General features: G+C 38.3%; 23 protein-coding genes. 15 read left to right on the forward strand and 8 right to left on the reverse strand.

The annotated features are described in order from the left end of the window. Positions 1 to 104: 104 nt before the first annotated feature. Entirely contained in the window at positions 105 to 713 is a 609-nt protein-coding gene (locus M2408_RS24050) for a hypothetical protein (RefSeq protein WP_259187126.1), read from the forward strand. A 151-nt stretch (positions 714 to 864) separates the two neighbouring features. Beyond that, positions 865 to 1311, forward strand: coding sequence for a nuclear transport factor 2 family protein (locus M2408_RS24055; RefSeq protein ID WP_259187127.1), 447 nt, complete (start codon positions 865 to 867; stop codon positions 1309 to 1311). 75 nt (positions 1312 to 1386) lie between these two features. On the opposite strand, the gene M2408_RS24060 is transcribed toward M2408_RS24055, so the two are convergent. From M2408_RS24060 to M2408_RS24080, 5 genes are all read right to left on the reverse strand, one after another. Beyond that, complete coding sequence (locus M2408_RS24060) at positions 1387 to 1989, reverse strand: hypothetical protein (protein ID WP_259187128.1); 603 nt, start codon at positions 1987 to 1989, stop codon at positions 1387 to 1389. 209 nt (positions 1990 to 2198) lie between these two features. Continuing rightward, positions 2199 to 2723 carry a GNAT family N-acetyltransferase gene (locus M2408_RS24065; protein WP_259187129.1) on the reverse strand — a complete coding sequence of 175 codons (525 nt, stop codon included), beginning with the start codon at positions 2721 to 2723 and terminating at the stop codon, positions 2199 to 2201. Between the two features lie 171 nt (positions 2724 to 2894). Next, positions 2895 to 3698 carry an AraC family transcriptional regulator gene (locus M2408_RS24070; protein ID WP_259187130.1) on the reverse strand — a complete coding sequence of 268 codons (804 nt, stop codon included), beginning with the start codon at positions 3696 to 3698 and terminating at the stop codon, positions 2895 to 2897. Between the two features lie 18 nt (positions 3699 to 3716). Continuing rightward, positions 3717 to 4121, reverse strand: a complete 405-nt coding sequence (locus M2408_RS24075; protein ID WP_208642553.1) for a heme-binding protein — start codon at positions 4119 to 4121, stop codon at positions 3717 to 3719. A 67-nt stretch (positions 4122 to 4188) separates the two neighbouring features. Next, a complete protein-coding gene (locus tag M2408_RS24080) occupies positions 4189 to 4980 on the reverse strand; it encodes an SDR family oxidoreductase (RefSeq protein ID WP_259187131.1) in 792 nt (263 codons plus the stop codon). A 740-nt stretch (positions 4981 to 5720) separates the two neighbouring features. On the opposite strand from M2408_RS24080, the gene M2408_RS24085 reads away from it, so the two are divergent. The 7 genes from M2408_RS24085 to M2408_RS24115 all read left to right on the forward strand — a co-directional run bounded on the left by M2408_RS24085 (position 5721) and on the right by M2408_RS24115 (position 16502). Continuing rightward, positions 5721 to 6326 (forward strand): RNA polymerase sigma factor, encoded by a 606-nt coding sequence (locus M2408_RS24085; RefSeq protein ID WP_120259707.1) that lies wholly within the window; start codon positions 5721 to 5723, stop codon positions 6324 to 6326. Between the two features lie 104 nt (positions 6327 to 6430). Beyond that, positions 6431 to 7603, forward strand: a complete 1173-nt coding sequence (locus M2408_RS24090; RefSeq protein WP_259187132.1) for a FecR family protein — start codon at positions 6431 to 6433, stop codon at positions 7601 to 7603. A 239-nt stretch (positions 7604 to 7842) separates the two neighbouring features. Beyond that, positions 7843 to 11253 carry a TonB-dependent receptor gene (locus M2408_RS24095; protein WP_259187133.1) on the forward strand — a complete coding sequence of 1137 codons (3411 nt, stop codon included), beginning with the start codon at positions 7843 to 7845 and terminating at the stop codon, positions 11251 to 11253. 11 nt (positions 11254 to 11264) lie between these two features. Next, on the forward strand, positions 11265 to 12890 hold the full coding sequence (locus M2408_RS24100; protein ID WP_259187134.1) for a RagB/SusD family nutrient uptake outer membrane protein: 1626 nt from the start codon (positions 11265 to 11267) through the stop codon (positions 12888 to 12890). 77 nt (positions 12891 to 12967) lie between these two features. Next, positions 12968 to 14110: a SusE domain-containing protein gene (locus M2408_RS24105; RefSeq protein WP_259187135.1), complete on the forward strand. Its 1143-nt coding sequence runs from the start codon at positions 12968 to 12970 to the stop codon at positions 14108 to 14110. A 9-nt stretch (positions 14111 to 14119) separates the two neighbouring features. Beyond that, a complete protein-coding gene (locus tag M2408_RS24110; RefSeq protein ID WP_259187136.1) occupies positions 14120 to 15247 on the forward strand; it encodes a glycoside hydrolase family 76 protein in 1128 nt (375 codons plus the stop codon). A gap of 70 nt (positions 15248 to 15317) precedes the next feature. Further along, complete coding sequence (locus tag M2408_RS24115; protein WP_259187137.1) at positions 15318 to 16502, forward strand: glycoside hydrolase family 76 protein; 1185 nt, start codon at positions 15318 to 15320, stop codon at positions 16500 to 16502. Positions 16503 to 17073: 571 nt separating this feature from the next. Here the strand turns inward: M2408_RS24115 and bla are convergent. Beyond that, positions 17074 to 17979 carry a class A beta-lactamase, subclass A2 gene (gene bla / locus M2408_RS24120; RefSeq protein WP_259187138.1) on the reverse strand — a complete coding sequence of 302 codons (906 nt, stop codon included), beginning with the start codon at positions 17977 to 17979 and terminating at the stop codon, positions 17074 to 17076. A gap of 214 nt (positions 17980 to 18193) precedes the next feature. Between bla and M2408_RS24125 the strand changes: the two genes are divergently transcribed. From M2408_RS24125 to M2408_RS24140, 4 genes are all read left to right on the forward strand, one after another. Then, entirely contained in the window at positions 18194 to 19120 is a 927-nt protein-coding gene (locus tag M2408_RS24125) for a glyoxylate/hydroxypyruvate reductase A (RefSeq protein ID WP_259187139.1), read from the forward strand. Positions 19121 to 19327: 207 nt separating this feature from the next. After that, complete coding sequence (locus M2408_RS24130) at positions 19328 to 19777, forward strand: nuclear transport factor 2 family protein (protein ID WP_259187140.1); 450 nt, start codon at positions 19328 to 19330, stop codon at positions 19775 to 19777. A 552-nt stretch (positions 19778 to 20329) separates the two neighbouring features. Further along, positions 20330 to 20947: a hypothetical protein gene (locus M2408_RS24135; RefSeq protein ID WP_259187141.1), complete on the forward strand. Its 618-nt coding sequence runs from the start codon at positions 20330 to 20332 to the stop codon at positions 20945 to 20947. A 16-nt stretch (positions 20948 to 20963) separates the two neighbouring features. Next, on the forward strand, positions 20964 to 21611 hold the full coding sequence (locus M2408_RS24140) for a DUF4279 domain-containing protein (protein ID WP_259187142.1): 648 nt from the start codon (positions 20964 to 20966) through the stop codon (positions 21609 to 21611). 24 nt (positions 21612 to 21635) lie between these two features. On the opposite strand, the gene M2408_RS24145 is transcribed toward M2408_RS24140, so the two are convergent. Beyond that, positions 21636 to 22067, reverse strand: a complete 432-nt coding sequence (locus tag M2408_RS24145) for a hypothetical protein (RefSeq protein WP_259187143.1) — start codon at positions 22065 to 22067, stop codon at positions 21636 to 21638. A gap of 672 nt (positions 22068 to 22739) precedes the next feature. Between M2408_RS24145 and M2408_RS24150 the strand changes: the two genes are divergently transcribed. Together M2408_RS24150 and M2408_RS24155 are read left to right on the forward strand one after the other, a co-directional pair. Then, positions 22740 to 23186 carry a nuclear transport factor 2 family protein gene (locus M2408_RS24150; protein ID WP_259187144.1) on the forward strand — a complete coding sequence of 149 codons (447 nt, stop codon included), beginning with the start codon at positions 22740 to 22742 and terminating at the stop codon, positions 23184 to 23186. Between the two features lie 330 nt (positions 23187 to 23516). Continuing rightward, a complete protein-coding gene (locus tag M2408_RS24155; RefSeq protein WP_259187145.1) occupies positions 23517 to 24005 on the forward strand; it encodes a PepSY-like domain-containing protein in 489 nt (162 codons plus the stop codon). Between the two features lie 161 nt (positions 24006 to 24166). Here the strand turns inward: M2408_RS24155 and M2408_RS24160 are convergent, their stop codons facing one another. Continuing rightward, the gene (locus M2408_RS24160) at positions 24167 to 24655 is read right to left on the reverse strand and encodes a tol-pal system YbgF family protein (protein WP_259187146.1); all 489 of its coding nucleotides are present in this window, start codon (positions 24653 to 24655) and stop codon (positions 24167 to 24169) included. Between the last annotated feature and the right edge of the window lie 7 nt (positions 24656 to 24662).

Raw genomic sequence — 24662 nt, forward strand, 5'->3', positions numbered from 1 at the left:
GTTCGGTTTTAATTTCGTATTTAAAGTTAATTAGATAAGTTGTTTGAAAGCGAATATGATTACAAAAATAATTAGCTTTACTTATGATCATTGATGTTTTACAGATGAAAGAGATTTATTTTTCGTGCCTCAAACCATATATTGAGGATATATACCTATTGGAATCTTGCTGGAATGATGTAATCGTATCATATTCCGATCAACGAAGAGCATATCATACTTTGGTACATTTGCAGCATTTTAGCAATCAATTAGATCTTTGCAAAAATAAATTGTCAGATTATTCCACAGCCTATCTAGCTATGATTTATCATGATATCGTCTATTTTATGATGGATGGTACTAATGAAGAAAAGAGTGCACTTGTGGCTGTGAATCATCTAAATAGACTACAATATCCATCCGATTTGATCAGCGTATGTAGCGAGATGATCTTAGCAACAAAGACACATGCGGGCAATAGTTCGTCTGATATCAATTACTTTATAGATGCCGATATGTCAATACTAGGGGCTGACAGTGTATCTTATGCTAAATATGCCGCCGGCATCCGCAAAGAATATGGAGATTCTATTTATTTTGACCAAGGTAGAAAACAAGTTCTGCAGAGTTTTCTGAATATGGAAAGGATCTTTAAAACAGATTTGTTTTTCGATAGGTATGAAAAACAAGCCCGTTTAAATATTCAACTGGAGATTGTGAGCTTAAGCTAAATTTCCTGTCGCCGATTTACCTCCCCATTTCCGCCATTCACCGAGTTTTCCAGTCCATTAGTCTAAAGCCCGTAGGTGAGGGGTGTATTGTGTTGTAGTTTTGAATCAACAAATAAGAACAACAGAACTAACACAATAGAATAAAGACATTATGAAAACACTAGTAAAAACATTCACAGCAGTCGCTTTAATTGCATTATCTACTTTCGCTATGGCAACGGAAAAAATAGTCGGAAAAACAGAGAAAGCATCAGTTAATCTTTCCACAGCAGGCTTAGCCCTTGACCATTATGTTGCGGTGAAAACAAAGGGCGAATCAGCAGGAATAGAACAATTGTTTACTGAGGATTTCAGCCAAAATGTTCAATCTTCACAGGCAGCAACCAATAGCCGTAATGCTGTGGTCGATTTTTTCAAAAAACAAAAAGGAGAAAAGTTGAATTGTAACGTGAGCGCCCGGATCATCGAAAAATCAGCAGACTATATGATCGCAAAAGTAACCATGAAATTTGAAAATTTTACCATGACGGATCTTGTTACTTTGGTTCGCGAAGGCGTCAGCTGGAAAGTATCCAAATCTATTAACTCGTATAAATAAGCAGGTCGTTTAAAATAAATATATATGTTGGAGAGCCACATCGCGAGATGTGGCTTTTTAGTCGACCTGTACTTATTAATCGGCTACTAATGTTCCGGGTTGACTCAAAATTTTTTGGTTATCTTTTTCTACATCAAGGGTAATATCAGACGCATTTTTTTCGGCAATAATATTCCGATATATTTTGTAAGTATAGTTTCTGTTTGTGAATGTAATGACGTGATTTCCTCCGCTTCCGCCAAACTCCAATTTGCCATTATTAATTATAATATCAGGTTGCGCGTTCTCTTTGTTGCCAATCTTCCAAGAAGCATATCTGTACTTTCCGTTAGCAAGTTCATCTACTCTAATCAGATATTTTTCGGTTCTTATTGTATATACCGGATTTTTAAATTGTTTTAAAGAACTGTGTACGTAATCTTTTTGTTGTTGGATCAATGTTTGTTTTAATTTTTTTTCAAAAGAGCTCTGATAGTTTATGGCGGTTATTTTCCCAATATCACTATCTATCCAAACAGTGCCGTTATCGAGCATGATTCCCCGCCATCCAACTTCCGTCCATTGTTCAGTTTTTGAACCTGCAATCAGATTGAGGAGCTTCTGATCAAAAACTTCATGAGATCGTTGCTTAAATTCTTTTGGAGTTTTAATATCCGGAATGGGATTTTCTCGTTTCAAAGGGTAATTTATTATGGTTGAAATAACATCGAAGTTCTTTTGTTTGAAGAGCGAGATCATATTGTTAATCTTGGCTTTTTTTGAAGCGTTAATTTCGGTATCCTGTGCCTGGCCCAAACCATAAGTCAGTAACAATAGAATTAAAAAGCTAAATTTCATCTGTTGTTTTATTATGCTGTATATATCACCTTTGAAATTACTAAATTATATTATTCATGATCAATTGAGTCCTCTTTCTCTATTTTATTTATTCCATAAATAATAATGTCTGAATTATCCTCATCAATTTTACCCACTACCAATTTAAAGCCGACTCGCTCCAAGAGTTTTTTGGACGTTATATTTTCGCGATGCGTATATGCTTCAATGTATTCAAATCCTGCTTCATTGAAGGCATAATCTAGTATTGCCTTTACGGCTTCACTCATTAATCCTTTCCCTTGAAATTGAGGAAGCAACTCGTAGCCTATCTCCGCATAATTTGTACTTCGGTCGATATTCCATAAGGTTATCGTTCCAATAAATTCACTGGGAGCTATGGTATTGATCGTGAAGTAAAAATTATTTTTTCTGACTAGCTCTATAAACTGCTTGATCTCTTCGAGATTTTTATTGACATCCCGCTCAATATATTTAGCAACTTGTGGATTGGTCCTAAGATAATACATGTCTTGGAGGTCGGACAGTTCGACAGGTTTCAATACTAGTTTGTCTGTTGAAATTTTAGTTCCCATAGCAAATCTGTTTATAATGAATTGACTCAATTTATGAATAAAAATTGTCATTTTATTCGCCAGTGGAGCATCTATTTTCTGCGTTTGATTTCAGCTTTGGTCGATATCTGTAAGTACACTAAAAAGACTGCTTTTCCTATATTGTCAAAAAATTATAAGAGAAAAAGAATACTAGATTTCTGAAGTTGTTAAGCCATATTTCTCTTTGAATGATGAATAAAAATGACTTAAATTTTCAAAACCAAGATCGAGATAGAAACTCGTTGGTTTTTGTCGTTTGTGTTTGATCAAATAATAAGCTTCTTCCAAACGTTTATTCTTTAGCCACAATTTGGGACTACAATCAAAGATCTGAGCAAAATCACGTTTGAAAGAAGATATACTGCGTCCGGTAAGTTTTGCGAATGATTCTAGAGGAACATTAAACATATAGTTGTTGTTCATAAATTCTTCCAGATCGATTTTATAGGTTTTAATGAAATCGAATAGGATATATTTTAAATCAGGGTTACTATCAAGCAAGAGCTCGATGGCCTCCCTGACTTTGATATCAGCAAGTCTGGGTGTTGCCTGTTTTGTTTTATTAATATAAGGAGCAAGCGAAATAAAATAACTGTTGAGGAACTCATTGGGCTCAAAAAATAATTTCTGCTTTCCTCTATATTGTGTATCTATGACAATTTTATTTTCAAAAGCATAACGCTGCAAGGTTTCTTTGTCCAATGTTATTGCAATGAAATTATATTTTCCAGATTTTGAAGGATATTTTATTGTACGGATAAGCTGATTTTTTTTGACCAGAACGACCATATTTTCATGGATAACTGTAAATCCCTGATCATGAAAAGCATGTGTTTCACCGCAGAGCTGAAATCCTAAAAAATGATCCGGATAAAACTCCTCGGATCCCCTATGTTTTTCAAATGCACAGGAATACACCAGCCTATCAAATATGATCTCGTGGGTTGCAGTCATGACACAAATATCATTAAATTAAAGGATTATCTGACTACCCGCGCTTGCAATTTCTTTATCCTGCTCAGGAGTACCTCCGGAGCAGCCAATAGCTCCAATAATGTTGTCTTTCGCGTCTTTAATGACTATTCCTCCAGGTATTGTTAATAAACCATCATTGGAGTTGATCATGCCATAGGAATGGATATCAGCGCCAGCGATAATACTCCCCATAGTGTCACTGTCTACACCAAACATGACCGCAGTTTTTGCTTTTTTTATCGCGAAGTCTATGACACCAAAGACACTGTCAAGTCTTGCTAAAGCCATTAAATGTCCGCCATTGTCTACTACTGCTATGCAGACAGAAATACCTATTTCGTTTGCTTTCACAATAGAAGCATTCAATAGTTGGGTTGCTTGATTATAATTTATATTCATCATATTGGTCCATTATTTTATGAAAAGAGCACAGCAAGGTAGCTGTGCCCATAGGATATTGTTTATTTAACTAACTTTTTGCAGTCCAGGCTTCGACCTGCAGCTGTTTTACAAAATCTTCGGTTTCCTTAGGATAAACATTCCTAAAATTAGAATTTTCGTCCAGCGCTACATCTACAATGCAATCTGCCATGCCCTGTGGATCCAATTGATTATTCAACGATTCAGCGATGCCATCAAATACAGCAGACGGTGTAAAATTGATTTCAGGATCGTACCAGCGGAATATGCTATCCACTCCACGGTCATTGAACCCTGTACCATATACACCGGGATTACATGTCGCGATCTTAATGTTAAAGTCTGCCAGTTCAGTTTTTAATCCTTCTGCAATCGCTTCCATCGCGTGTTTTGATGCACAATAAGCCGCCACATAAGGCACTGTCCAAAGACCGCCCATCGAAGTTGTGAAGACAATCTTGCCCGGCTTTTTCTGGGCAATAAATTTTTTGATAAAGCCTCGTGCGAGTTCAAGACCTCCAAATACATTGACATCAAACATAGCACGGATTAAGTCCATTGGCTGTTCAGCAATTGGTCCGCCTTCCATGATGCCAGCGTTGCTGATCAGGATATCAATATCATATTTGTTGTGGATATAAGCCATATCCCGAGGGTCGGTCACATCTAATTTGTCAACAATAAGATTGATTCCTTTTTCGGTAGCCTCACGTATTAAGTCACTCACCTGTGGGTAAACCTGCGCAGTGGCAATTACTTTGTAGCCCTTGCTTGCCAGATCAAATGCAGCAATTTTTCCAAAACCGCTTGCAGCTCCTGTAATTAATATTGTTTTACTCATTTTTTTAATCTAAATGGTTTAGGCTAAATTACCTGAGTTTGCATGTTGAAAGTGTTTCTGTACGGTTCAATTTTATATTGTTAAATGGTTCAATCTTCCAATGTAAAAACGTATAGCCGTGAAGACGCAGCTAAATTCGGCGCCATCCTGAGATCTGGCTTTTTCTATTTTTCAAGGGAGCAGGTAAGAGATTCTTTTCTAAATAATACTTATTTCATAGCTATATTATTCGTATTTGAAACAGACTTTATTCGCTTTTATCCGAATGAGGTCCGAGTAAAGTCCGTTTAAAGTCCGTTTAAAGTTCCTATGAAATCGCTAGATGATAGGAGCCAATCCATACTTTGTTTCCTCGTTATTTTAAAAAAAGGACAATTTGTAAAATCCACGGGAGGCAATTGCTGCGGCCTGCTCATTTTTTAATTTTCTTCTGAAATAAGCAAAACCGTTTTAGTTTTTTTATATTTGTTTTATTCAATCTTATGGATGTATCAATAGCTAAGCTGTAGACGTGTTGGAGTTTCGATTTTTCGGAATACCGACGCGAATTTATTATCGGATTTTATGGTGATAATAAATGTATTGAATGAACCTAAGATGGATAGAGGATAACCAAATACGATAAAGCTATAGCATTTTTACTTTTCAACGAAGGGGATAGTTCTTGCTATTTTGTCATTACTATGAGAGAAAGGTCCAAGATTTGGTGACCCATTTTTTATATTTTCACCAGAGTGACAATGTATAAACCGAGATATGATCATATTGAAGAGAAGGAAAACCTGTTGGCCCTGCGTTCGGGCTGCCAAACAGCTTTTCGTCAAATTTATACCCTCTACAGTGGCCGAATCTATCTCAACATTCGTAAAATGGTCAAGTCCGAACAGGATGCTGCCGAGCTTTTACAGGAAGTTTTTATAAAAGTATGGGATAAGCGGGAGCTAATTGATCCCGAACAGTCTTTTCGATCCTATCTGTTTCAGATTGCTAAATACACCGTATATAACTTTATCCGTAAAAATAATCTGGAGAAACAGATTCAAGCCTACCTTAGTCAACATAATACGCAATTGTACAGCCATGTAGAAGAGCAATTAGACGAAAAACAGGATGAACAATGGCTCTCCCAGACGATTGAACAGCTTCCACCCCAACGCAGACTGATCTACAAGCTTTGTAAGATCGAAGGTAAAAGCTACGCTGAAGTAAGTACCTTATTAAGAATATCGACTTCCACAATCAATGACCATATTGTAAAGGCTACCAAATATATCAAAGAAAGACACGGTGTTTTGGATAAATCCACGCTGCTAATAGCCTCTTTTATACTTCTCCAACATCATTGATCCCTATTATTTTCTTTAGGCTGAAAAAATATAAAATAAAATTGCAACGGGAGCAGATGATCATTGCTTTTGAAGTGTATTAGCTAAAAAGAAGATAACCAATTGTGGAAAAAAAAGTACTTCAATATACGCTAAGACAGTATATACATGGGGAGCTCAGTGAGGAAAATTCTCGCGCTTTTCTGTCTTATATAAAATCGGGTGAAGACCGAATACTGCTGCAGGAGCTGATCCAGGAAGTCCTGGATGATCCTGTAGATCAGATCTTGCTTCAGGATCCCGAACTTCTGCTGGTATTGGATAACACTTGGGAGCAATTACATCTTCAGATAAATAAACCAAAAGCGAAATCATTGTGGTCCTGGAAACGTATTGCCGCTGTTGCCGCTACTGTCATTGGAATATCGTTTGCTGGCTGGTGGTTTTTTGATGGTGTAAGTGATTCCGTAAATCAACAGTCTAAGCAAGAGTTGATATCGCCAGGAAAACAATCCGCGACCTTAACCCTGGCCAATGGCGATCAGATTCGCTTACAGGAGACCATGAATGGACAGATTGCAGATGAAATGGGCATCAAGATTTCTAAAAGTAATGATGGACAATTGATCTACGAAGTAGGAAAAAATGCGGGTGGTGGGGCTGGCAATCACATATTATCAACAACCAAAGGAGAAACTTATCGGATTAAGTTACCAGATGGTACACAGGTATGGCTCAATGCTGCTTCAGCCCTTAAGTATCCAATGCAGTTTGCCCATAAAGGGAAAAGGGAAGTGGAACTGGTAGGAGAAGCCTATTTTGAGGTAGCAAAGGATCCCAAACATCCTTTTATTGTCAATACATCCGGTCAACAGATCAAAGTACTGGGTACTCATTTTAATGTAAATAGCTACACTGATGAACCTGCATTGCGAACTACACTTTTGGAAGGGAGTGTCGAAGTATCCTCCAGCAACCAAAAACTGCGGTTACTTCCTGGACAACAATCGAGCCTTAACGCCAATGGAACGCTTAAATTACAGCAAGTAGATACAGCTCCAATAATTGCGTGGACCAATCACGAATTTATGTTTGATGAGGATGATATCGAAAGTGTAATGCGCAAAATAGCACGCTGGTATAATGTGGATGTAATCTATCAGGGAAAAAAAACAACAGAGAAGTTCGGCGGAGGGATATCCCGCTTTGATAACGTAAAGCAAGTCTTAAATCTGCTTGAAAATACGGGGGCAGTCCATTTCAGGATTGAAGGGAAAACCCTATATGTTCTTCCGTAATTATTTAATAAATAATTTGATTATAAATACCTAAAAAAGCAACTGATGAATAGAAATATACAAAACGAATAGTCACCACGGTGGGCTATAAGAAAGCAACCAAGATCCCGAAGGACTCGGTTGCTGTTTGGGACAATTAAATTTTAACTATCCAATCTGCATTATATTTCTGTTTTGGACGACTCAAATATACTGCAAATCAAACCTTGCAAATGTATCAAAATTATATCAGAAAAAAGGTGATAGCATATTTGCTATTCCGTAAACTATGGCTTATTATGCGATTGACGACCATAATTATCTTGGTTACTTTTATGCAGGTTAGCGCTTCGACTTTTGCACAAAAGGTAACATTGGAATACTCCAATATGAGCCTTAAAAGAATATTTAAGGACCTCAAGTCACAGACAGGGTACAATTTTCTCTATACAGAACGGCAAATGTCGGCGGCTAAACCTGTCAATATAAAAGTAAAAGACCGCATGTTGTCAGATGTATTGGTTCAGCTTTTTGCAGATCAACCGCTGTCGTATCAGATGGACAGCAAGACAATCGTCATTCGGGACAAGCCCCGGTCTACAAGCATAGGCCCATCAGTACAGCAAGCGACGGTGCCAGTTCAGGCAATGATCAAGGGACGGGTGACCAATGAGCGTGGTGAACCGCTTGCCAACGTTTCCGTTCGCGTAAAAGGAAATGAATCAGCTGGCACTTCCACTGCAGCTGATGGTAGTTTTACGATCAGTAATCTTTCTCCAAAATCCACGCTGATATTTTCCTCTGTCGGGTACGATCAGCAGCTTGTGGAGTTGGCCGCTATGCGTACAGAGGAATTGGGACAGTTACATGTGCTGATGAAAAGTAGCAATAGCCAGCTGGAAGAAGTTATCGTTATCGGATATGGTACCACGACACGGCAGCGCGTTGTCGGTGCCGTCGATCAGATCGGTGCAAAGACCTTTCAGGACCGACCGGTCGGCAACGTCACACAGGCCCTTCAGGGCGCTTCCCCAAGTTTGACCATTCAACAGAAAAGTATGGATCCAAACGATAATTCAATGAACATCAATATCCGGGGAATATCTACGGTAAATAGTAATGCCCCACTAGTAGTGATTGACGGAATTATTACCGAAGGTGGAACACTGAACAAGATCAATCCGGACGATATCGAAACAGTATCTGTACTCAAAGATGCAGGTTCCACAGCCATTTACGGCTCACGATCAGCAAATGGTGTCATCTTGGTAACCACAAAAAGGGGACGCCAAAATCAGAAACCCTCGGTTACAATTGGCACGCAATGGGGTGTGCAACAACCCAAAATCTTGTTTTCCCCAGTTGCTGGCTATGAAAATGCGACCTTACGTAATCTTGCGCTCACCAACTCAGGAATGGATCCACAGTTTTCACCAGAAGCGATTGCTGATCTGTATGCACATCAGGATATCGAAAAATGGAATTTGCCAGAAATCATGAAAAATTCGTTTCAACAAAAATATAATATCAACGTCACGGGTGGTGGTGAAAAAAGTTCTTATTTATTTTCAGGAGGCTTTTATAATCAGCCTAGCAATTTTGTTGGACAGGATTTTGGGATAAAACGCTATAATCTACGGACTAATCTCAGTACTGAGATCGGCCGTTTTAAACTCACCTCAATTTTAGCGTATACACGTAACAACAATATGAGCAATACAGCCGGAAGTGCTATCATCAATGCTTCTCGCCTCCCTTCTTATTATTATTATCGAATGCGGGCAGATAATGGAAAATATCTGGTCAATAACGCACTCACAGATCAAAATCCACTGGCTGAACTTAATGAAGGTGGTTATATTAAAAATGACAATGATTATTTTAACATCAATCTGAATCTCGAGGCAAAGCTGTTCGACGGTCTGAAGCTGCGCGGTATTTTTGGAGCAGATATCTACGCAGACCATCGTTTTATCAGACGGATCCAAGTACCCCTGTATTCCAACCCTGACGCATTGCAGCCACAGGTGTTCGTAAATTCAGATCGTAATACAGAAGATTTTAATGAAAAAGCTTCTTTACTGAATTTTCAGTTATTGCTGGATTATGACAAGACCTTCGGGAGTCATCATGTTTCAGGTTTGATTGGTGCATCCAATGAGTCCTATACGCGTAGACAGAATGAACTTAAAATGAAGTTTACCGATCCAGTGCTGGGAACACCGACTACCGGAACAGTTATCGATCCCGCCAGTGCCCGTGTCACACCAAATGGAACTTTACAGAATAGCATCAACTCAATCTTCGGTCGTGCCGGATATGACTTTGAAAGTAAGTATTTTGCCGAATTCAGCTTTCGCTACGATGGATCTTCCAAGTTTTCAAAAGCAAACCGCTGGGGATTCTTTCCCTCAGGATCACTTGGATGGCGAGCATCGGAAGAGCTTTTTATGAATTGGTATAAGGAGCATGTCGGTAGCCTCAAGATTCGGTCAACCTATGGTGTACTGGGAAATCAGGCCGTGGATGATTATTCATATTATTTTACTTATGAATCCTATCCAAACAGCTATGGATTTAATAATAAGCCAGTAGCTGCCGCGGGATTTAATTATGCCAGTTTGGATTTGCGCTGGGAGAAAACCTATAATTTCAATGTTGGCCTTGATGCAACTTTCTTTCAGGATAAGCTGACAGCAAGCTTTGATTACTTTAAGAAACGAACAGTAGATATTCTGATGTCACCACAAATTCCATCCGTGTTTGGGACCTCATTAAAAAACCAGAATTTGGGCGAAATGAACAATGAAGGCTGGGAGATCAACCTGACCTATCACGCTAAAACAGGCGAGTTTCAGCATCAGATAAACGCCAATATAGGTGACAGTCACAATAAGATTGTCTCCATGCCAGGAGATGACCGGATTTCAACAGTAGATAATATTACCAAATTGACACGTGTCGGTCTACCGTACAATTCCTATTATGGCTACAAAATGGCTGGACTTTTCCAGAATATTTCGGATATCGAGACCTCGGCCCTGCCAAGTGGTATCACAGCCGCGGACTTGCGACCAGGAGATGTCAAATATGTGGATCGCAATAATGATGGAATGATCGATGCACGGGATAGATTTGTCCTGGGTAATGGTTTTCCACGATTTACATTCGGCCTGACCTATAACCTTAGTTATAAGGATTTTGATTTTAGCATGTTCTGGCAAGGTGTTGGTAAACGGGATATGATGATCCGCGGTGAACTGATCGAGCCCTTTCACCAGAATTATTCGTATGCTATTTATCAACATCAACTTGATTACTGGACGCCGACAAATATTGATGGGCAGTGGCCTCGACTTACAGCCAATGGATCTACAGCCTCAACAAACAACTTTGGGAAAGATTCTGATCTCTATCTTTTCAATGGGAAGTATGCACGTCTGAAAAATCTCCAAATAGGATATACATTACCAAAGAATGTCACATCCAAATTGGGGCTACAACGGGTACGCTTTTTTGTTAATGCCCAAAATTTGCTGACATTGAGTAAAAACTCCTGGATAGACCCCGAATCTTCCGAATTTGACTCCAATATGGGAGGTTCAGCCAATAGTGCCCGCAATTATCCAACGTTGAAATATTATGGCGGCGGATTAAATATTCAATTCTAACCATTTATGTGATGAGACTATATAAATTACTTATAGGAGGCTTGAGTTTAATGGCTGTTGTTCATTTCACTTCCTGCAATAAGTTGGATACCTTGCCAACAGATAGATTTACTGATGAGAACTTTTGGGATTACCCAGAAAACGCAGAAAAAATGGTCAATATGGCTTATAATCAGCTCTTCTCAGCCGACCGATTATGGAATGATGAAGCGCTAAGTGATAATATTTTTGAAGGACGGTCAAATACCGACCAGCGCGCTATCCGCAATGGAACTGCTGACCCTACCTTGGGACGTTTTGCTTCGGAATGGTCCGATCTCTATGGCGGGATCAAGACCTGTCACGTTTACCTTGAAAATGTAGATCGTGTCCCCGGAATGGATGCTGTGCTCAAAAAACGTCGGATTGCGGAGGTACGATTTATCCGAGCATTCCTCTACTTTAGATTGGTCAATTTTTACGGCGATGTTCCTTTCTTTACCAAAGACATATCCTTGGAGGAATCTAAAATCGTTCCAAGAACGGCCAAGGCAACCGTCATGGCATTTATCCATCAGGAATTGGATGAATGTATGGCTGATCTGCCCAGCAAAGATGTGTTGCCTACTGATGATAGAGGCCGAATTACAAAAGGCGCGGCTTCGGCTTTTCAGGCACGGGCTTTTCTCTATGAGAGCAACTGGAACAAAGTATTGCAGTATTGTGAGAACTTGATCAAGAAACAAGGGGAATTTGGGACATATGCGCTTTTCGATAGTTATCCGGAATTGTTTACTGCAGCAAAAGAATACAATTCGGAGGTTATTCTGGATTACGGCTATGTACCGCAGTTGAAAACCTGGAATAAACTCTATGATGCCGCCCCGATCTCTGCTCAGGCGCGACTGAACGGCTATGCCCCTTTGCAGAGCCTTGTTGACAACTATATCACCCTTGATGGAAATACTATAAGCACGGATCCTAACTACAACAGTGATAATCCTTACATAAATCGAGACCCACGGATGGCGGCAACTATTGTTTTTCATGGTGGCCAATGGACTGACTTTGATGGGACAGTCCGTAAGATTTTTATCAAACCGGGCTCCGGAGGAACAGATAAAGAGCGCTTGGATGAGTATCAGGGAGCGAGTGCTAATGCTTCTGCAACCGGCTATTATGTAAAGAAATATTACGATGTGACAGCAACGGTAAAATACGATGCCGGGCTCAATATTATTATGTTCAGATATGCTGATATCTTACTGATGTATGCCGAAGCGAAAGAGGCGCTGGGGCAGCTCGATGCCGCAATTTGGGATATGACAATTAAACCTATCCGCAAAAGAGCTGGCTTTGTGGTGGGCACAGCACTGGACTTTCCTATGATCGGTGATCTGAAAACGATCGTACGAAATGAACGAAGAAGCGAACTCGCTTTGGAGGGGCTGCGTTATTATGATATCGTACGTTGGAAAGCAGGTAAAACCTTTCTGGACGGACAGGTAACTGGTGCTAAATATGGTGGTAACAATAGCTATATCAAATTGGATATTAGACGATTTGACGAGAGTAGAGATTATCTATGGTCAGTGCCAAGGACACAGATTGACCTGAATAAAAACCTATTGCCCAATAATCAAGGCTATTCAAACTAAAATTTAATCGAAACAAACCGTTGCAAACGATAACGTGAACAACGTCCGTTTTGAACTACAAAATTAAAGATAAAGACATGAAATGGTATTTTAAAGTTATAGCAATGCTCGCATTGGTTGCGAACATCGTTTCCTGCAAAAAAGACGATATGAAATACTCGGATGCGGATGTAACCGCTGTGGAGAATTTATATGCACCGACAGATGGGAAGGCAGTCAAATTATTGAGTTCGAGTTCTGCGGCTCTGTATTTTGAATGGGAGTCTGCGCTGGTCGCCGATGGGGGAGCGGCCCAATATGAAGTTGTTTTTGATAAGCTAAATGGCGATTTCAGCAAGCCGCTATATACCGTTACTTCCGACAATAATGGGAATTCAAATGGCGCAAATATCAGTCACAAAATATTAAATCAGGTGGCTGCCAAAGCTGGGATAGAACCCGGTGCAAGTGGCGACATCAGTTGGTCCGTATATTCCATACGGGGCATGAAACGAGTGCTGAGTAAAGTGAAAAAAAATCTGAACATCAAAACGCTGGAAGGGTTTGCAGATATTCCAGACGAACTGTTTATTACCGGTGAGGGTGCTGAGAACGGTACAGCCATTGCTCAGGCAATACCGTTTAAGCTTGTTGGTAATGGTGAATATGAGATCTTTACAAAATTGGAAGCCGGTAAAAAATATATCTTTACAGATCGCAAATCGGCGGATGGACGTATATTCTATTCCGAAGATCAAACTAAGATAAAAGAAGAAACGACTGGCAGCAATACCATTGCCAAGACTGCGGTGTATCGAATTCGAATTGATTTCAACGTTTCGACGATTACCTATTCTGAAATCAAAAGCATGGGCGTTTATTTCTCTCCTTCCGGTGCGGTGGTACTGGATCTCCCTTATGAAGGTAAAGGCGTCTGGTCGGCAACAGGTGTTATCAACTTTAAGCAGGAAAGCTGGGGTCGCGACCAACGCTATAAGTTCCAGATGGAAACGGTCAAGGCAGGAAAGGCAGAGACTGTACAATTGGGGACCCAGACAGGTACCGATAGCCCACCAAATAGTTCTTCATCCCCATCGTATTACTTTGTCCGTATATTACCTAATCTTTCGCAATGGGATGACAAATGGAAATTTATGGATGCTGTAGATGGGCGTCCGACCAAAATCTCCATGATCTTACAAGGGGACAAAGATTATACACATGCAGTAGTTCCAAATTAAAAAGAGGAAATGATGAAGAAAATAGTGATAATCTCATCCATGCTGTTCTTACTGTTTGGGTGCACAAAAGTCGAGGATACATATTTATACGACGATACGATTCAGGAATCTTGGACAGAGATCGCTACGCAGGTGTCCGACAAAATGATCTCTGGTTTCTGGAATGAAGCTGGATATTTTAACAACGCCATCAACCAATCGGATCAGGGCTTTCAATACTGGCCCAATGCCCACGCGATGGATGTGGTTATTGACGCCTACCTACGGACGAAGGACGCTAAATACAGCGCCTATTTCAGTAAGTGGTTTGAGGGTGTCAAGGTTAAAAATGGCAACACTTACTATAATGTATTCTATGATGATATGGAGTGGAATGCCTTGACTATGCTGCGACTATATGAGACGACTAAGGAGCAAAAATATCTCGATGCGGTACTACTTTTATGGACTGATATTTTGAAAGCCTGGAATGAACAATATGCTGGCGGTGGATTGGCCTGGCGCAAGGATATGTTATACAGCAAGAATGCTTGTTCTAATGGACCTGCTAGCATTCTTGCGGCTAGACTTTATAATTTAACAAAAAATGAAAACTACCTGACCTGGGCCAAAAAGATCTATGAATGGCAGAAAGCTACCTTATATAACCCTTCTTCAGGTGCTGTGTACGATAATATCAATGGAGAGACAGATGCGGTTGATGTAACCACATTGACCTATAATCAGGGAACTTTTCTTGGTACGGCTGTGGAGCTTTTTAAGATTACCAAAGATCAGATCTATCTGGTGGATGCGCAGAAAATAAGTTATTACACCATTACCCGCTGTGTAGATGTGGGGAATAATATTTTGCGCGATGAAGGTAATGGTGACGGTGCGCTGTTTAAGGGTATATTCATCCGGTATTTTGTTGAATATTTGAATCTGGAGGGAATAGATGCAGATTATCGCACAAAGTTTGAGAAGTTTTTGGTTAACAACGGTAAAATTGCCTGGACCAAAGGAACCAGCTTACCGACGCTATTATTTGGCTCTTCCTGGTCTCAGCCGCCGATTGGTAATAGCGAAATTTCGGCCTATGCCAGTGCTGCTATGCTGTTTGAAGGGCTGGCACGCTATCAGACAAAGTTAAAATAACAGATTGGATACCCTGAAGCCATTAGATGAACATTAGTTCCTGATGGCTTCATTAAAATAATAGATGCAGATGAAACAAATAAACCGGATAACGACGACATTACTTTTGACAGGATTGTGCTATCTGACGGCGCAGGCACAAATAAAAAAAGGCCAATTTTCCGGTCGTGCGCAAAAGACCCTAGATGTGGTCTACGACAAATATGGGGGTGCTGAAAATAAATTATTGATCGAAAAATATCCTTTTGATGAAAATTTTAAAGCAGATTATCTGAATAATAATGAACAAGCAGGGCAGCAGAAAAAATACGCCTATCTCTGGCCCTTCTCGGGGAGTTTCTCTGCCGTAAATGCATTGATGGAGCTGTCTAAGGATAAAGCTGACCATCAGAAAGTATTGGATCAAAAGGTACTGGTAGGACTCCGTGAATATAGAGATGAACAGCGTACACCTGTGGGTTATGCCTCTTATATCAATTCCGCACCAGCGTCAGACCGTTTTTATGATGACAATATATGGTTGGGTATTGATTTTACCGATAGCTATATCCAGACAAAAAAAGCTGATTACCTCAAAAATGCAAAAGAAATATGGGCTTTTGTGAAGAGTGGTGAAGATAACAAGCTTGGCGGTGGTATTTATTGGTGTGAGCAAAAAAAAGAGTCCAAAAATGCCTGTTCGAATGCTCCAGCAGCTGTGTTTGCCCTAAAACTGTTTGAAGCAACCAAAGAGAAGAATTACCTAAATGAAGGTCGACGTCTATATGAATGGACAAAAACAGGTTTGCAAGATCCAGATGACAAGCTATATTGGGATAATATACATCTAAATGGTAAGGTAGATAAAGCTAAATATTCCTATAATTCCGGCCAGATGTTGCAGGCTGCGGCCTTGCTTTATAAACTGACGAAGGAAAAAGAGTATCTGATGGATGCGCAGCAGCTTGCTGAAGCTTGTTTAAGCTATTTTTTTCAAACTAGAGATGGAATTGATTTTCCAATCTTAAAAAATAGTAATGTCTGGTTCCATGCAGTAATGATGCGGGGATATATCAGTTTGTTCGAACAGGATGGGAATAGAAAATACATGGACATTTTTGCGAAAAATCTTGACCTGGCATGGCATAAGATGCGTGATCAGGATGGACTGTTTGATGCTGATTGGACATTGGAGAAACCAAAAAAATCCAAGTGGTTGTTGGATCAATGTGCTTTTGTGGAGATGTACGGCCGCTTAGCAAAATTCGGGTATTAGAAGTTTTTTTTATAGGTGTTGATGTCAGTTTTATTACTGAACAAAAACAAATCATTGCGGCTGATCACAGATGGGTCGTAAGCGTATTTAGGGCCACATTGTGAGATGTGGCCTTTTTAGAGTGCGTAAACATTACTTTCCAATGGTTTTATAAATGAAAGAATAATATTTTATAGTTTTGATTATTAGGGTTATAGGTTTTTACTCAAGTCTAAAGGAAAATATATTGATCTTACGGGGCAGCTCCACGAGGTCCATTAAATTAACCAATTATGAATTCGGAGATTTTAAAATTGAAAAGACAAGTTAGGCTGCTATAGGAGTATGCCTAGTACTTTTTTTGAAAATTCTTGAGACTATAGATACACTCGGACATATAACAGTGAAATCCGATTTCCACCGTCGACTCCGTTTATTTTTGTTAATTCAAAAGCCATCACCTAAGCGCTTATTTATAGGGTTCGTAGGCTTGAGCGTTATTGGATCGATTAAACACTTATAGTCGTTGGCAGGGACTATATTATGTGTTTTACATTGCTTGGTAAGAGTTTTATGTTCAGTTTTTAATTGATTATTGCTGGGTATAAAAGTCATAAGTAGCTTTTGCAATGTCGGCAATAATTTTCTCGTTTGCATCGAAATTTTCCTTTGATTCACTCACAAAAACACTAATAATAAAATGCTCACCATTTGGTAAAAATACAATACCAATGTTGTTTACAGCTGCAGTAATGCCAGTTGTTTTATTTGTTCCGGACCAACCGGTTTTATGAGCCACAATTGTTCCTTTGGGTAATTGCCCTTTTATTCGATTTACCCCAGTTGTTGTTTCTATATTAGTCTTCCAAAAAAAATCATAACTGCTTTTTGAAAGTAAATTGTTCTTATTCTCATAAAACATTTTTATCGTCTCACTTGCAGCTTTTGGGGTAGTCCAATTTTGAAACATATTTTCCCACTTGGCCTGCATCTCTTCTTCATTATATGTGATTTGTATTTCTTTGATATTGTTCTTTTTGAAATAATCTTCAACGGTTTTGGGCGTTCCGATCAGCCGAATCAGTACATCACAAGCCGTATTGTCGCTATGGGAAACGGTATATTGGATTAATTTTTCAATTGTAAAACTTCCACCATTGGGATTTTCATCTCTCAATGGACTCCAAAAATCTGCAGGTAAAAGTTCATCCTTACCTATCTCTATTTTTTTATCCAGAGAAAGGTTTCCTTTGTCAATTTCAGACAGTACAGCCAATGCGATATGGAATTTAAACACACTTTGCATTGGAAACCGCCGATCTCCGTTTAAGGAGATTGTGTCCTGACCATTATTGCCAATGATTGAAACACCAACAATTGCGTCTTTATCTGAAACGATCTGTGCTATTTTATTCCGTAATAAATCTGTCTTTTTATTCGATGTATAGCAACTTACCAATAATAAGAATAAAGGTGCCAATTGTAGTAGTCTTCTCATATTCGATTGTGTTTACATTTTGTTAGTTAAACTTTTACAAGTCAGTTAAATGATTCTTGATGACTCTAAATTATCAAAAAATTGACATACCCTGAATAAATAGTATGTTTAATTCGGATCCTTTCTCTTAGCGTTTACTCGTACAGTAATTATTCTGGAACAAGTACATTGCTGTTTTTGGGATAAATGTTATTTTCGTATAAATGAAAGTAACATGAGTATAGCATTGATATTGAATAGTGGTCGGGCTGAAGAATGGAAGTTCGAGATCAATAAACATTTACCCGAAATAAAAGTTGAGATCTATCCTGAGATCGAAAATAATGACGAGGTTGAGTTTGCACTTTGTTGGAAGCCTGAGGCAGATTATTATACTCATTTTCCCAATCTAAAAGTTATCCAGTCTGGAGGAGCTGGGATAGATCATTTATTCCCTGAATCTATACCTTCACATATCCAGACCTGTAGGATTGTAGACCCCATGTTAAAAAGTGATATGTTTGAGCACGTTTTGACATGTTTGATGCATTCGATGAAGAATTTTTCGGCTTATGCCATAGAAAAAGCGAAACAACATTGGCAGCCCCTGGTATATAAATCTATTGGTCAAACTTGTGTAACGATTTTAGGGTTGGGTGAAATCGGCGGTTATGTAGCTGAAAGGTTAGCCCGGTTGGGTTTCAAGGTAAACGGGTGGTCCTATTCACCTAAAAATCTTCAAGGGGTAAGCTCTTTTACGGGGATTTCGGGACTTAACTTGGCTGTTGAGCAGACGGATTTTATTGTGAATGTTTTGCCATTGACTGATGCGACAAGAGGATTTCTAAATCATGATCTTTTCAGTTTATGCCCCAAAGGAACAGTTCTACTTAACGTCGGTAGGGGCGGACATCTTGTTGATGAAGATTTATTAGAAGCAATCGCTGAGAAGCAAATTGCTAAGGCTTACCTCGATGTATTTCATCAAGAACCATTGGCCCAAGATCATCCGTTCTGGAATAGCAGTTCTGTTTTTATAACTCCACATGTTGCAAGTAGGACAAATATTAGTTCTTCGGTCTTACAGGTAGTGGATAATTATAGAAGAATGACTGAAGGACGACCTTTACTCAACGAAGTTTCTTTGGAAAAAGGTTATTAAAAGTTTGCGCTATGTTCGGAGTGCTCACCGCTCCATTTTCGCTATTCGCCGAGTTTTCCGTAATGTTAGTCTAAAGTCGGTATGCTATGGACCTATTGTGTTGTAGTTTTGATTCAGAATCAACAAGGAAAATGATGCAACAATATCAATATCCTTGCGACAATTAGAAAAGAAACTAAAAAACTAACAATATAAAATAAAGACATTATGAAAGCATTAGTAAAAACATTCGCAGCAGCAGCCTTGATCGCAGTATCTACTTTCGCTATGGCAGCTGAAGGACCAGGTTCAAAATCAACAAAAGCAAACGTTAATCTTTCCACCGCAGACTTTGCCCTAGAACACTATGTTGCGGTCACTACCGAGGGAGAGTCGGCCGGTGTAGAGCAATTATTTACCGAAGATTTCAGCCAAAAGGTTCAATCTTCTTCTAATGGGGGAACACATAGCCGTGAAGAAGTCGTTAAATACTTGAAAAAACAAAAAGGTGAGAAGCTAAACTGTACAGTAACGAGCGATATCATCGAAGAGTCAGCGGATTTTATGGTAGCCAAGGTTACTTTAGCTTTTGAAGAATTCACGAAGACTGATCTTGTGACTTTGGTACGTGAAGGTAATAGCTGGAAAGTATCCAAATCTGTCAATTCTTATAAATAAGAAGCGATCTAGAATAAATATATAAGATGTAAGCCATATCGGAAGATGTGGCTTTTTTACGTCAAAAGGGCCTGATGTTAATCAGACCCTTTCTCTTAGCGTTTACTTGTACAGCAATTTTTATGTTTCCTATCGTTTCCTCTTTTTTGTTTCCTCATCCAATGTTTTTTGGTACCATTGGATTTTCACTGTACTACGCCAAATTGTATGTTGGACCTTTTTCTCGAAAGGTAGCTAATAGCCGTTTTCTACTATAAGAACAGTTGTCATTTTAAAATAGTTTGAGAAATAAATATTTTTTTGAATCGATATATTTAAATTGAAATAGATGTAATTTTACTATGGTATACAAACTGAATTTTTAGGCCAAGGACTGTTTTAAGTTTTACAATATCAAAATCAATAAACATTGTTGTTTAAATTTAGCTCAAATAGGAATATTAAGGTGGAATTATCTTTTTCAAAACAGTATTTCGCGGGAAATATAACAAATAGTTGGGGCAATTGGACTGCTGTTCGTCTGTGCAACAATGTAAAGGATTATTAAATTTTATGGTAAATAGAAATGTTATCAAAAAGCTTTCAGACAATGAGCTTGAAAAGTATATAAAACCGGATAGTAGATCAGTAGCTGATGCGGTTCAATATGCTTATGAGATTTTAAAAGAAAGGGGACGGATCTTTACTCCAGATGAATCAGGGCAGATTGAAGCACTGGTGAATAAGAAGAGAGATGCGGAGTTTGCAGAGGAGAATTCTTGGGACGAAGGAGCTACAACCGATGAAAATGCCATCGAACTATATAAAAATAGTGCAATATTATTTTTTAGTCTATTTTTTGGAGTTATTTTCGGGGCTATACTTCAAGCGCTAAATTTTGTAAAAATAAAAGACATCAAGGGTGCAGTCGCCTCTTTGTTATTTGCAATAGGTTTCACGGTGTTACAGATTTTTATTATTGATTATATCGGCGGAAACTATATGGATATTAGTGACAGTAGCTTTTATATCAGGTTGTTTCTTTCGGGAGTTGGTGCAGTCGGCTTAGCTCTTATTCGCCAGCTAATGTTTCCAAAAGATCTCAAATATAGAGCTAGATCTACCGTAGCAGCGGTTGTGATATCAGTTTTAGTATTGGTGGCTATTTTTATAATTTACACGACAGGCTAACCTAAGTAGAGTAAAAATGACTACGACGGAAATTATTGAATTGATAGAATTTGAATTGAAATTTAAAGAATGGGGGATAACCGAGCAATTCTTGGAAATTCATGCACCAGCTTTATTTGAGAACAAGATACAAATTGGTAATATCGTGATCAACCAAAGTGGAATCAGTGTTTATATTCCAATAGAAAATGAGCGCTTTTATTTGGTAATGTATATAGATTCTAACAAAAAGGAAATTATCAGAATTTCTATAGAACCGCATATTACAATCTATTTTAAGGCGACCTCTGCCGAATTAAGTGAAACCGAACTAAGAAATTATACAAATCTTGAAATCACAGAAAGTTGGAATAAAGGTGATAAAAAAGCATCTCGCAAATCAACTTATAATTTCAGCGGTATTATTATTGAACCCAGTAAAAAGCCAAATGATTTTGCATCTAAATTAGATGAGTTAATTTCTGAACTAAAAAAAGATAAGGTAGGAGTTCGAAAGTTATCGAAGATTGCTGATGGGTATATACAAGTGGATATGGATTCCCATTATGGTAATGGCATGATTGGAGGACCGAACTTGAATGAAGTAAATATAAGAGAATTGAATAATCTGGGGTTGTCAATAGACTTCTATTTTTGTGTATCTGGCTCTCCCTACAAATCTTAAATGATTAACCAGATTGTGAATATTTTACGTTACAGAACTTGATTTATTATTTTTTTTTCGAATAGCTAATACATAACCGATTAGACCTAATAAAATTGAAAAAGATATCTGTAAAATGATGATAAACAGCCATCCGACAATGCCATACTCATATATTTTTTTCTCAAACCCGTCAAAATGAGCTTCCAACCATAGTGGTAAGAGTAATCCGATGATACTATCATATAATCCTAATTTGATGATAGACCACAAAGTTGTTTTGAGATTTTCTTTGGCTCCAATTAAATACGCTAATCCGATATAAATAATTATTGATATGATGGAAAACCATCCATAATCAAAATTAAACCATCTGGATAGGAGCGAACCGACTATTGCCAATAGCGTGACAGCAAATATTGCTTGTTCCAAGTTTTTTTTATATGATTTTTCTATTGGTTGTACTGGTATTTCCATTGTTATCAAATTAATCCCTTAAATATAATAAATCCACCTGCCCATTCCCGTCATTCACCGAATTTTCCTGTCCGTTAGTCTAAGGCCTATAGTGTAAGGGGCTATTGAGACTTAGTTTTGATTCAGAATCGACAAGGAAATAATGCAACAATATCTATATCCTTGCGACAATTAGAAAAGAAACTAACAATATAAAATAAAGACATTATGAACCATCATGAGCGCTTTCAAATGGCGCTCATGATAGCTTTATCGTCAATAAAAACAAGGTCATCAGTATTCACCAGATCGTTAATCTCTTGTTAGACTCTTGATGCGCTGTACGTATGCGTACAATATGTTTATAAACTGTTCATATGCGTACATTTCTTTTTAAAAGAAGATCTTAAAAAAGGCTATTGTAGAGCTTAGGAAGCACAAATGGCCTCGTTGCGGCAACTGGTATAGTATTTGGCACGCGGTTGATAAAACGGATTCTATGTGCTTTTCACCGAGTTTCACCGATCATCGGTCTAACTTCCGTAGACGAAATATATATAGGATCTGATTTTTAGATTAACAAGTAAGAATATATACCATCATGAGCATAGATGGAAACGCTTATGATAGCTTCATCGCAAATAAAAGACAAATTATTTAGATGGAAAACCAACACAACGAAATAGAGACATTATGAAAAGATTAGTAAAAACATTAACAGCAGCAGCCTTATTCGCTGTATCCACATGCACAATAGCAGCTGAGGGACCGGGCTCCAAATCAGAGAAAGTAAGTATCAACCTTTCTACGGCAGACTTCGCCTTGGATCACTATGTTGCGGTAACGACAAAGGGAGAATCAGCGGGTGTGGAGCAGTTGTTTGCCGAAGATTTTAGTCAAAAGATCCAGGCGGCCAATGTATCGACCTACGGACGTAGTACAGTGATCAAATCGTTGAAAAAACAAAAGGGAGAAATCCTGAACTGCAAAGTGAATATCAAGATCGTCGAAAAATCGGCAGATTATATGATTGCAAAAATTGTACTAAAATTTAACAACTTTAGTATGACTGATCTGGTGACTTTGGTCTACGAGAATGACAGTTGGAAGGTATCCAAGTCAATTCATTCCTATCAATAAGAGCCATCTCAATAAATATATAAATGTTGTAGAGCCACATCGCGAGATGTGGCTCTTTTACGTCAAAAGGGCCTGATGTTAATCAGACCCTTTCTCTTAGAGCATGGTCGTACAGCAATCAAAGACTTTTTATCTTCCATAATGAGTTTTGCTTTCGGAAAATAGTATTTTTTATAAAGCAAAAAGTGACTTGATCATTATACGCAAAATGATGTTTCTGCTGTCGGTGGATTCATTGACTATTGCAATACAAAATCCATATTTAAAAAGGGATGGATATTTACTTAAAACATTTTCACGCATTTTTAAGTTCTTATAAGAAAAACTATCATGTGGAAACTATTTTTGGTACTACCGACCTGTTTAATTTTCTGTACATGTTCCAATGCAGCTCAGAATAATAGGAATTATAATGCTAGCAAGGACAATCAAGTTACATCAGCCTCTTTTGAAAAGACTCCTTTACCTGATAGTGCACTCGCATTTATTAAGGAATATTTTCCAAATGTACAGATACTTGAAGTAAAGACAAAGAAATCACCCACCGTTACGGGGACATTTCACGAAGTGATATTGGCTGATCATACAGAAATTGACTTTGGCAAGTTAGGCAACTGGATTGAAGTTCAGGCACCAGAAGGTATTGCGCTGCCTAAAGGTTTTTTTCCAGAGTCCATTCAATCTTATCTGAAAGAAAATTATAATGATATAGGCGTCGAAAGCATAGATAAATCCAACAAAGGGTATAAATTGGAATTAACCAATGACAATAAATTATATTTTGATACCAAAGGACAATTTTTGCGCAGTAAAAAATAAGGCTACTGTTTCCTTGATGACTATATGTAGGTTCAACATGTATCATCAGATCAAACAAGGATGCAAGTATTAGTTCTATTATATAAAGATAAGGATAGGGAGATGGTTACTTAAGCACCAGACCTATTGCAGATCAGAATAATTTGTCGGACTTGGTCTTTTTAATCACTCTTTTTCGAAAATGTATTGATTGAATTTAGTGCATAATAAGCGATTCCATTGTCAGGATATTCTTTTAGGATTTCTTCATAGGTTGACTTTGCTTTTTCTGCTTCCATTGTCTGTGTATAGCAGAAAGCAATATTGCAAAGTGCAATTTCCCGATAGTACATTTTTGAAGCACTTAAAAATGTTATAGCACGATATTTATCTACCCACGCATACTTTGTGAAAAAATCAGCACTTTGCTTAAAATATTCTAGGGCCACTTTGAAGTCCTTTCGTTTTATAGCTTTCATCCCTTTGTTGTGGCTTGTCGGAATTGTCTGATTTAATAGGACAGCTAAGGCCCAAAAGAAAGCTATCCCTATAATAATCCCATGTTTTTGAAAGAAAAATACGGAAATAGCAATAAAACCGGCCAATACTAATGAGATGATTAAGACCGCTGGCCAAGAGACTTGTCGAACAATAGGAACATTTGCGCTCATTGAAGTA

It is taken from the genome of Sphingobacterium sp. BIGb0165 (assembly GCF_024810095.1).
Classification (GTDB): domain Bacteria; phylum Bacteroidota; class Bacteroidia; order Sphingobacteriales; family Sphingobacteriaceae; genus Sphingobacterium; species Sphingobacterium detergens.

Coding starts and splice junctions, on each gene's coding strand:
- M2408_RS24050 (WP_259187126.1), top strand. CDS start 105: ATGAAAGAGATTTATTTTTCGTGCCTCAAACCATATATTGAGGATATA.
- M2408_RS24110 (WP_259187136.1), top strand. CDS start 14,120: ATGATGAAGAAAATAGTGATAATCTCATCCATGCTGTTCTTACTGTTT.
- bla (WP_259187138.1), bottom strand. CDS start 17,979: ATGAGAAGACTACTACAATTGGCACCTTTATTCTTATTATTGGTAAGT.
- M2408_RS24125 (WP_259187139.1), top strand. CDS start 18,194: ATGAGTATAGCATTGATATTGAATAGTGGTCGGGCTGAAGAATGGAAG.
- M2408_RS24100 (WP_259187134.1), top strand. CDS start 11,265: ATGAGACTATATAAATTACTTATAGGAGGCTTGAGTTTAATGGCTGTT.
- M2408_RS24080 (WP_259187131.1), bottom strand. CDS start 4,980: ATGAGTAAAACAATATTAATTACAGGAGCTGCAAGCGGTTTTGGAAAA.
- M2408_RS24135 (WP_259187141.1), top strand. CDS start 20,330: ATGGTAAATAGAAATGTTATCAAAAAGCTTTCAGACAATGAGCTTGAA.
- M2408_RS24160 (WP_259187146.1), bottom strand. CDS start 24,655: ATGAGCGCAAATGTTCCTATTGTTCGACAAGTCTCTTGGCCAGCGGTC.
- M2408_RS24070 (WP_259187130.1), bottom strand. CDS start 3,698: ATGACTGCAACCCACGAGATCATATTTGATAGGCTGGTGTATTCCTGT.
- M2408_RS24145 (WP_259187143.1), bottom strand. CDS start 22,067: ATGGAAATACCAGTACAACCAATAGAAAAATCATATAAAAAAAACTTG.
- M2408_RS24140 (WP_259187142.1), top strand. CDS start 20,964: ATGACTACGACGGAAATTATTGAATTGATAGAATTTGAATTGAAATTT.
- M2408_RS24055 (WP_259187127.1), top strand. CDS start 865: ATGAAAACACTAGTAAAAACATTCACAGCAGTCGCTTTAATTGCATTA.
- M2408_RS24105 (WP_259187135.1), top strand. CDS start 12,968: ATGAAATGGTATTTTAAAGTTATAGCAATGCTCGCATTGGTTGCGAAC.
- M2408_RS24065 (WP_259187129.1), bottom strand. CDS start 2,723: ATGGGAACTAAAATTTCAACAGACAAACTAGTATTGAAACCTGTCGAA.
- M2408_RS24150 (WP_259187144.1), top strand. CDS start 22,740: ATGAAAAGATTAGTAAAAACATTAACAGCAGCAGCCTTATTCGCTGTA.
- M2408_RS24155 (WP_259187145.1), top strand. CDS start 23,517: ATGTGGAAACTATTTTTGGTACTACCGACCTGTTTAATTTTCTGTACA.
- M2408_RS24075 (WP_208642553.1), bottom strand. CDS start 4,121: ATGATGAATATAAATTATAATCAAGCAACCCAACTATTGAATGCTTCT.
- M2408_RS24085 (WP_120259707.1), top strand. CDS start 5,721: ATGTATAAACCGAGATATGATCATATTGAAGAGAAGGAAAACCTGTTG.
- M2408_RS24130 (WP_259187140.1), top strand. CDS start 19,328: ATGAAAGCATTAGTAAAAACATTCGCAGCAGCAGCCTTGATCGCAGTA.
- M2408_RS24115 (WP_259187137.1), top strand. CDS start 15,318: ATGAAACAAATAAACCGGATAACGACGACATTACTTTTGACAGGATTG.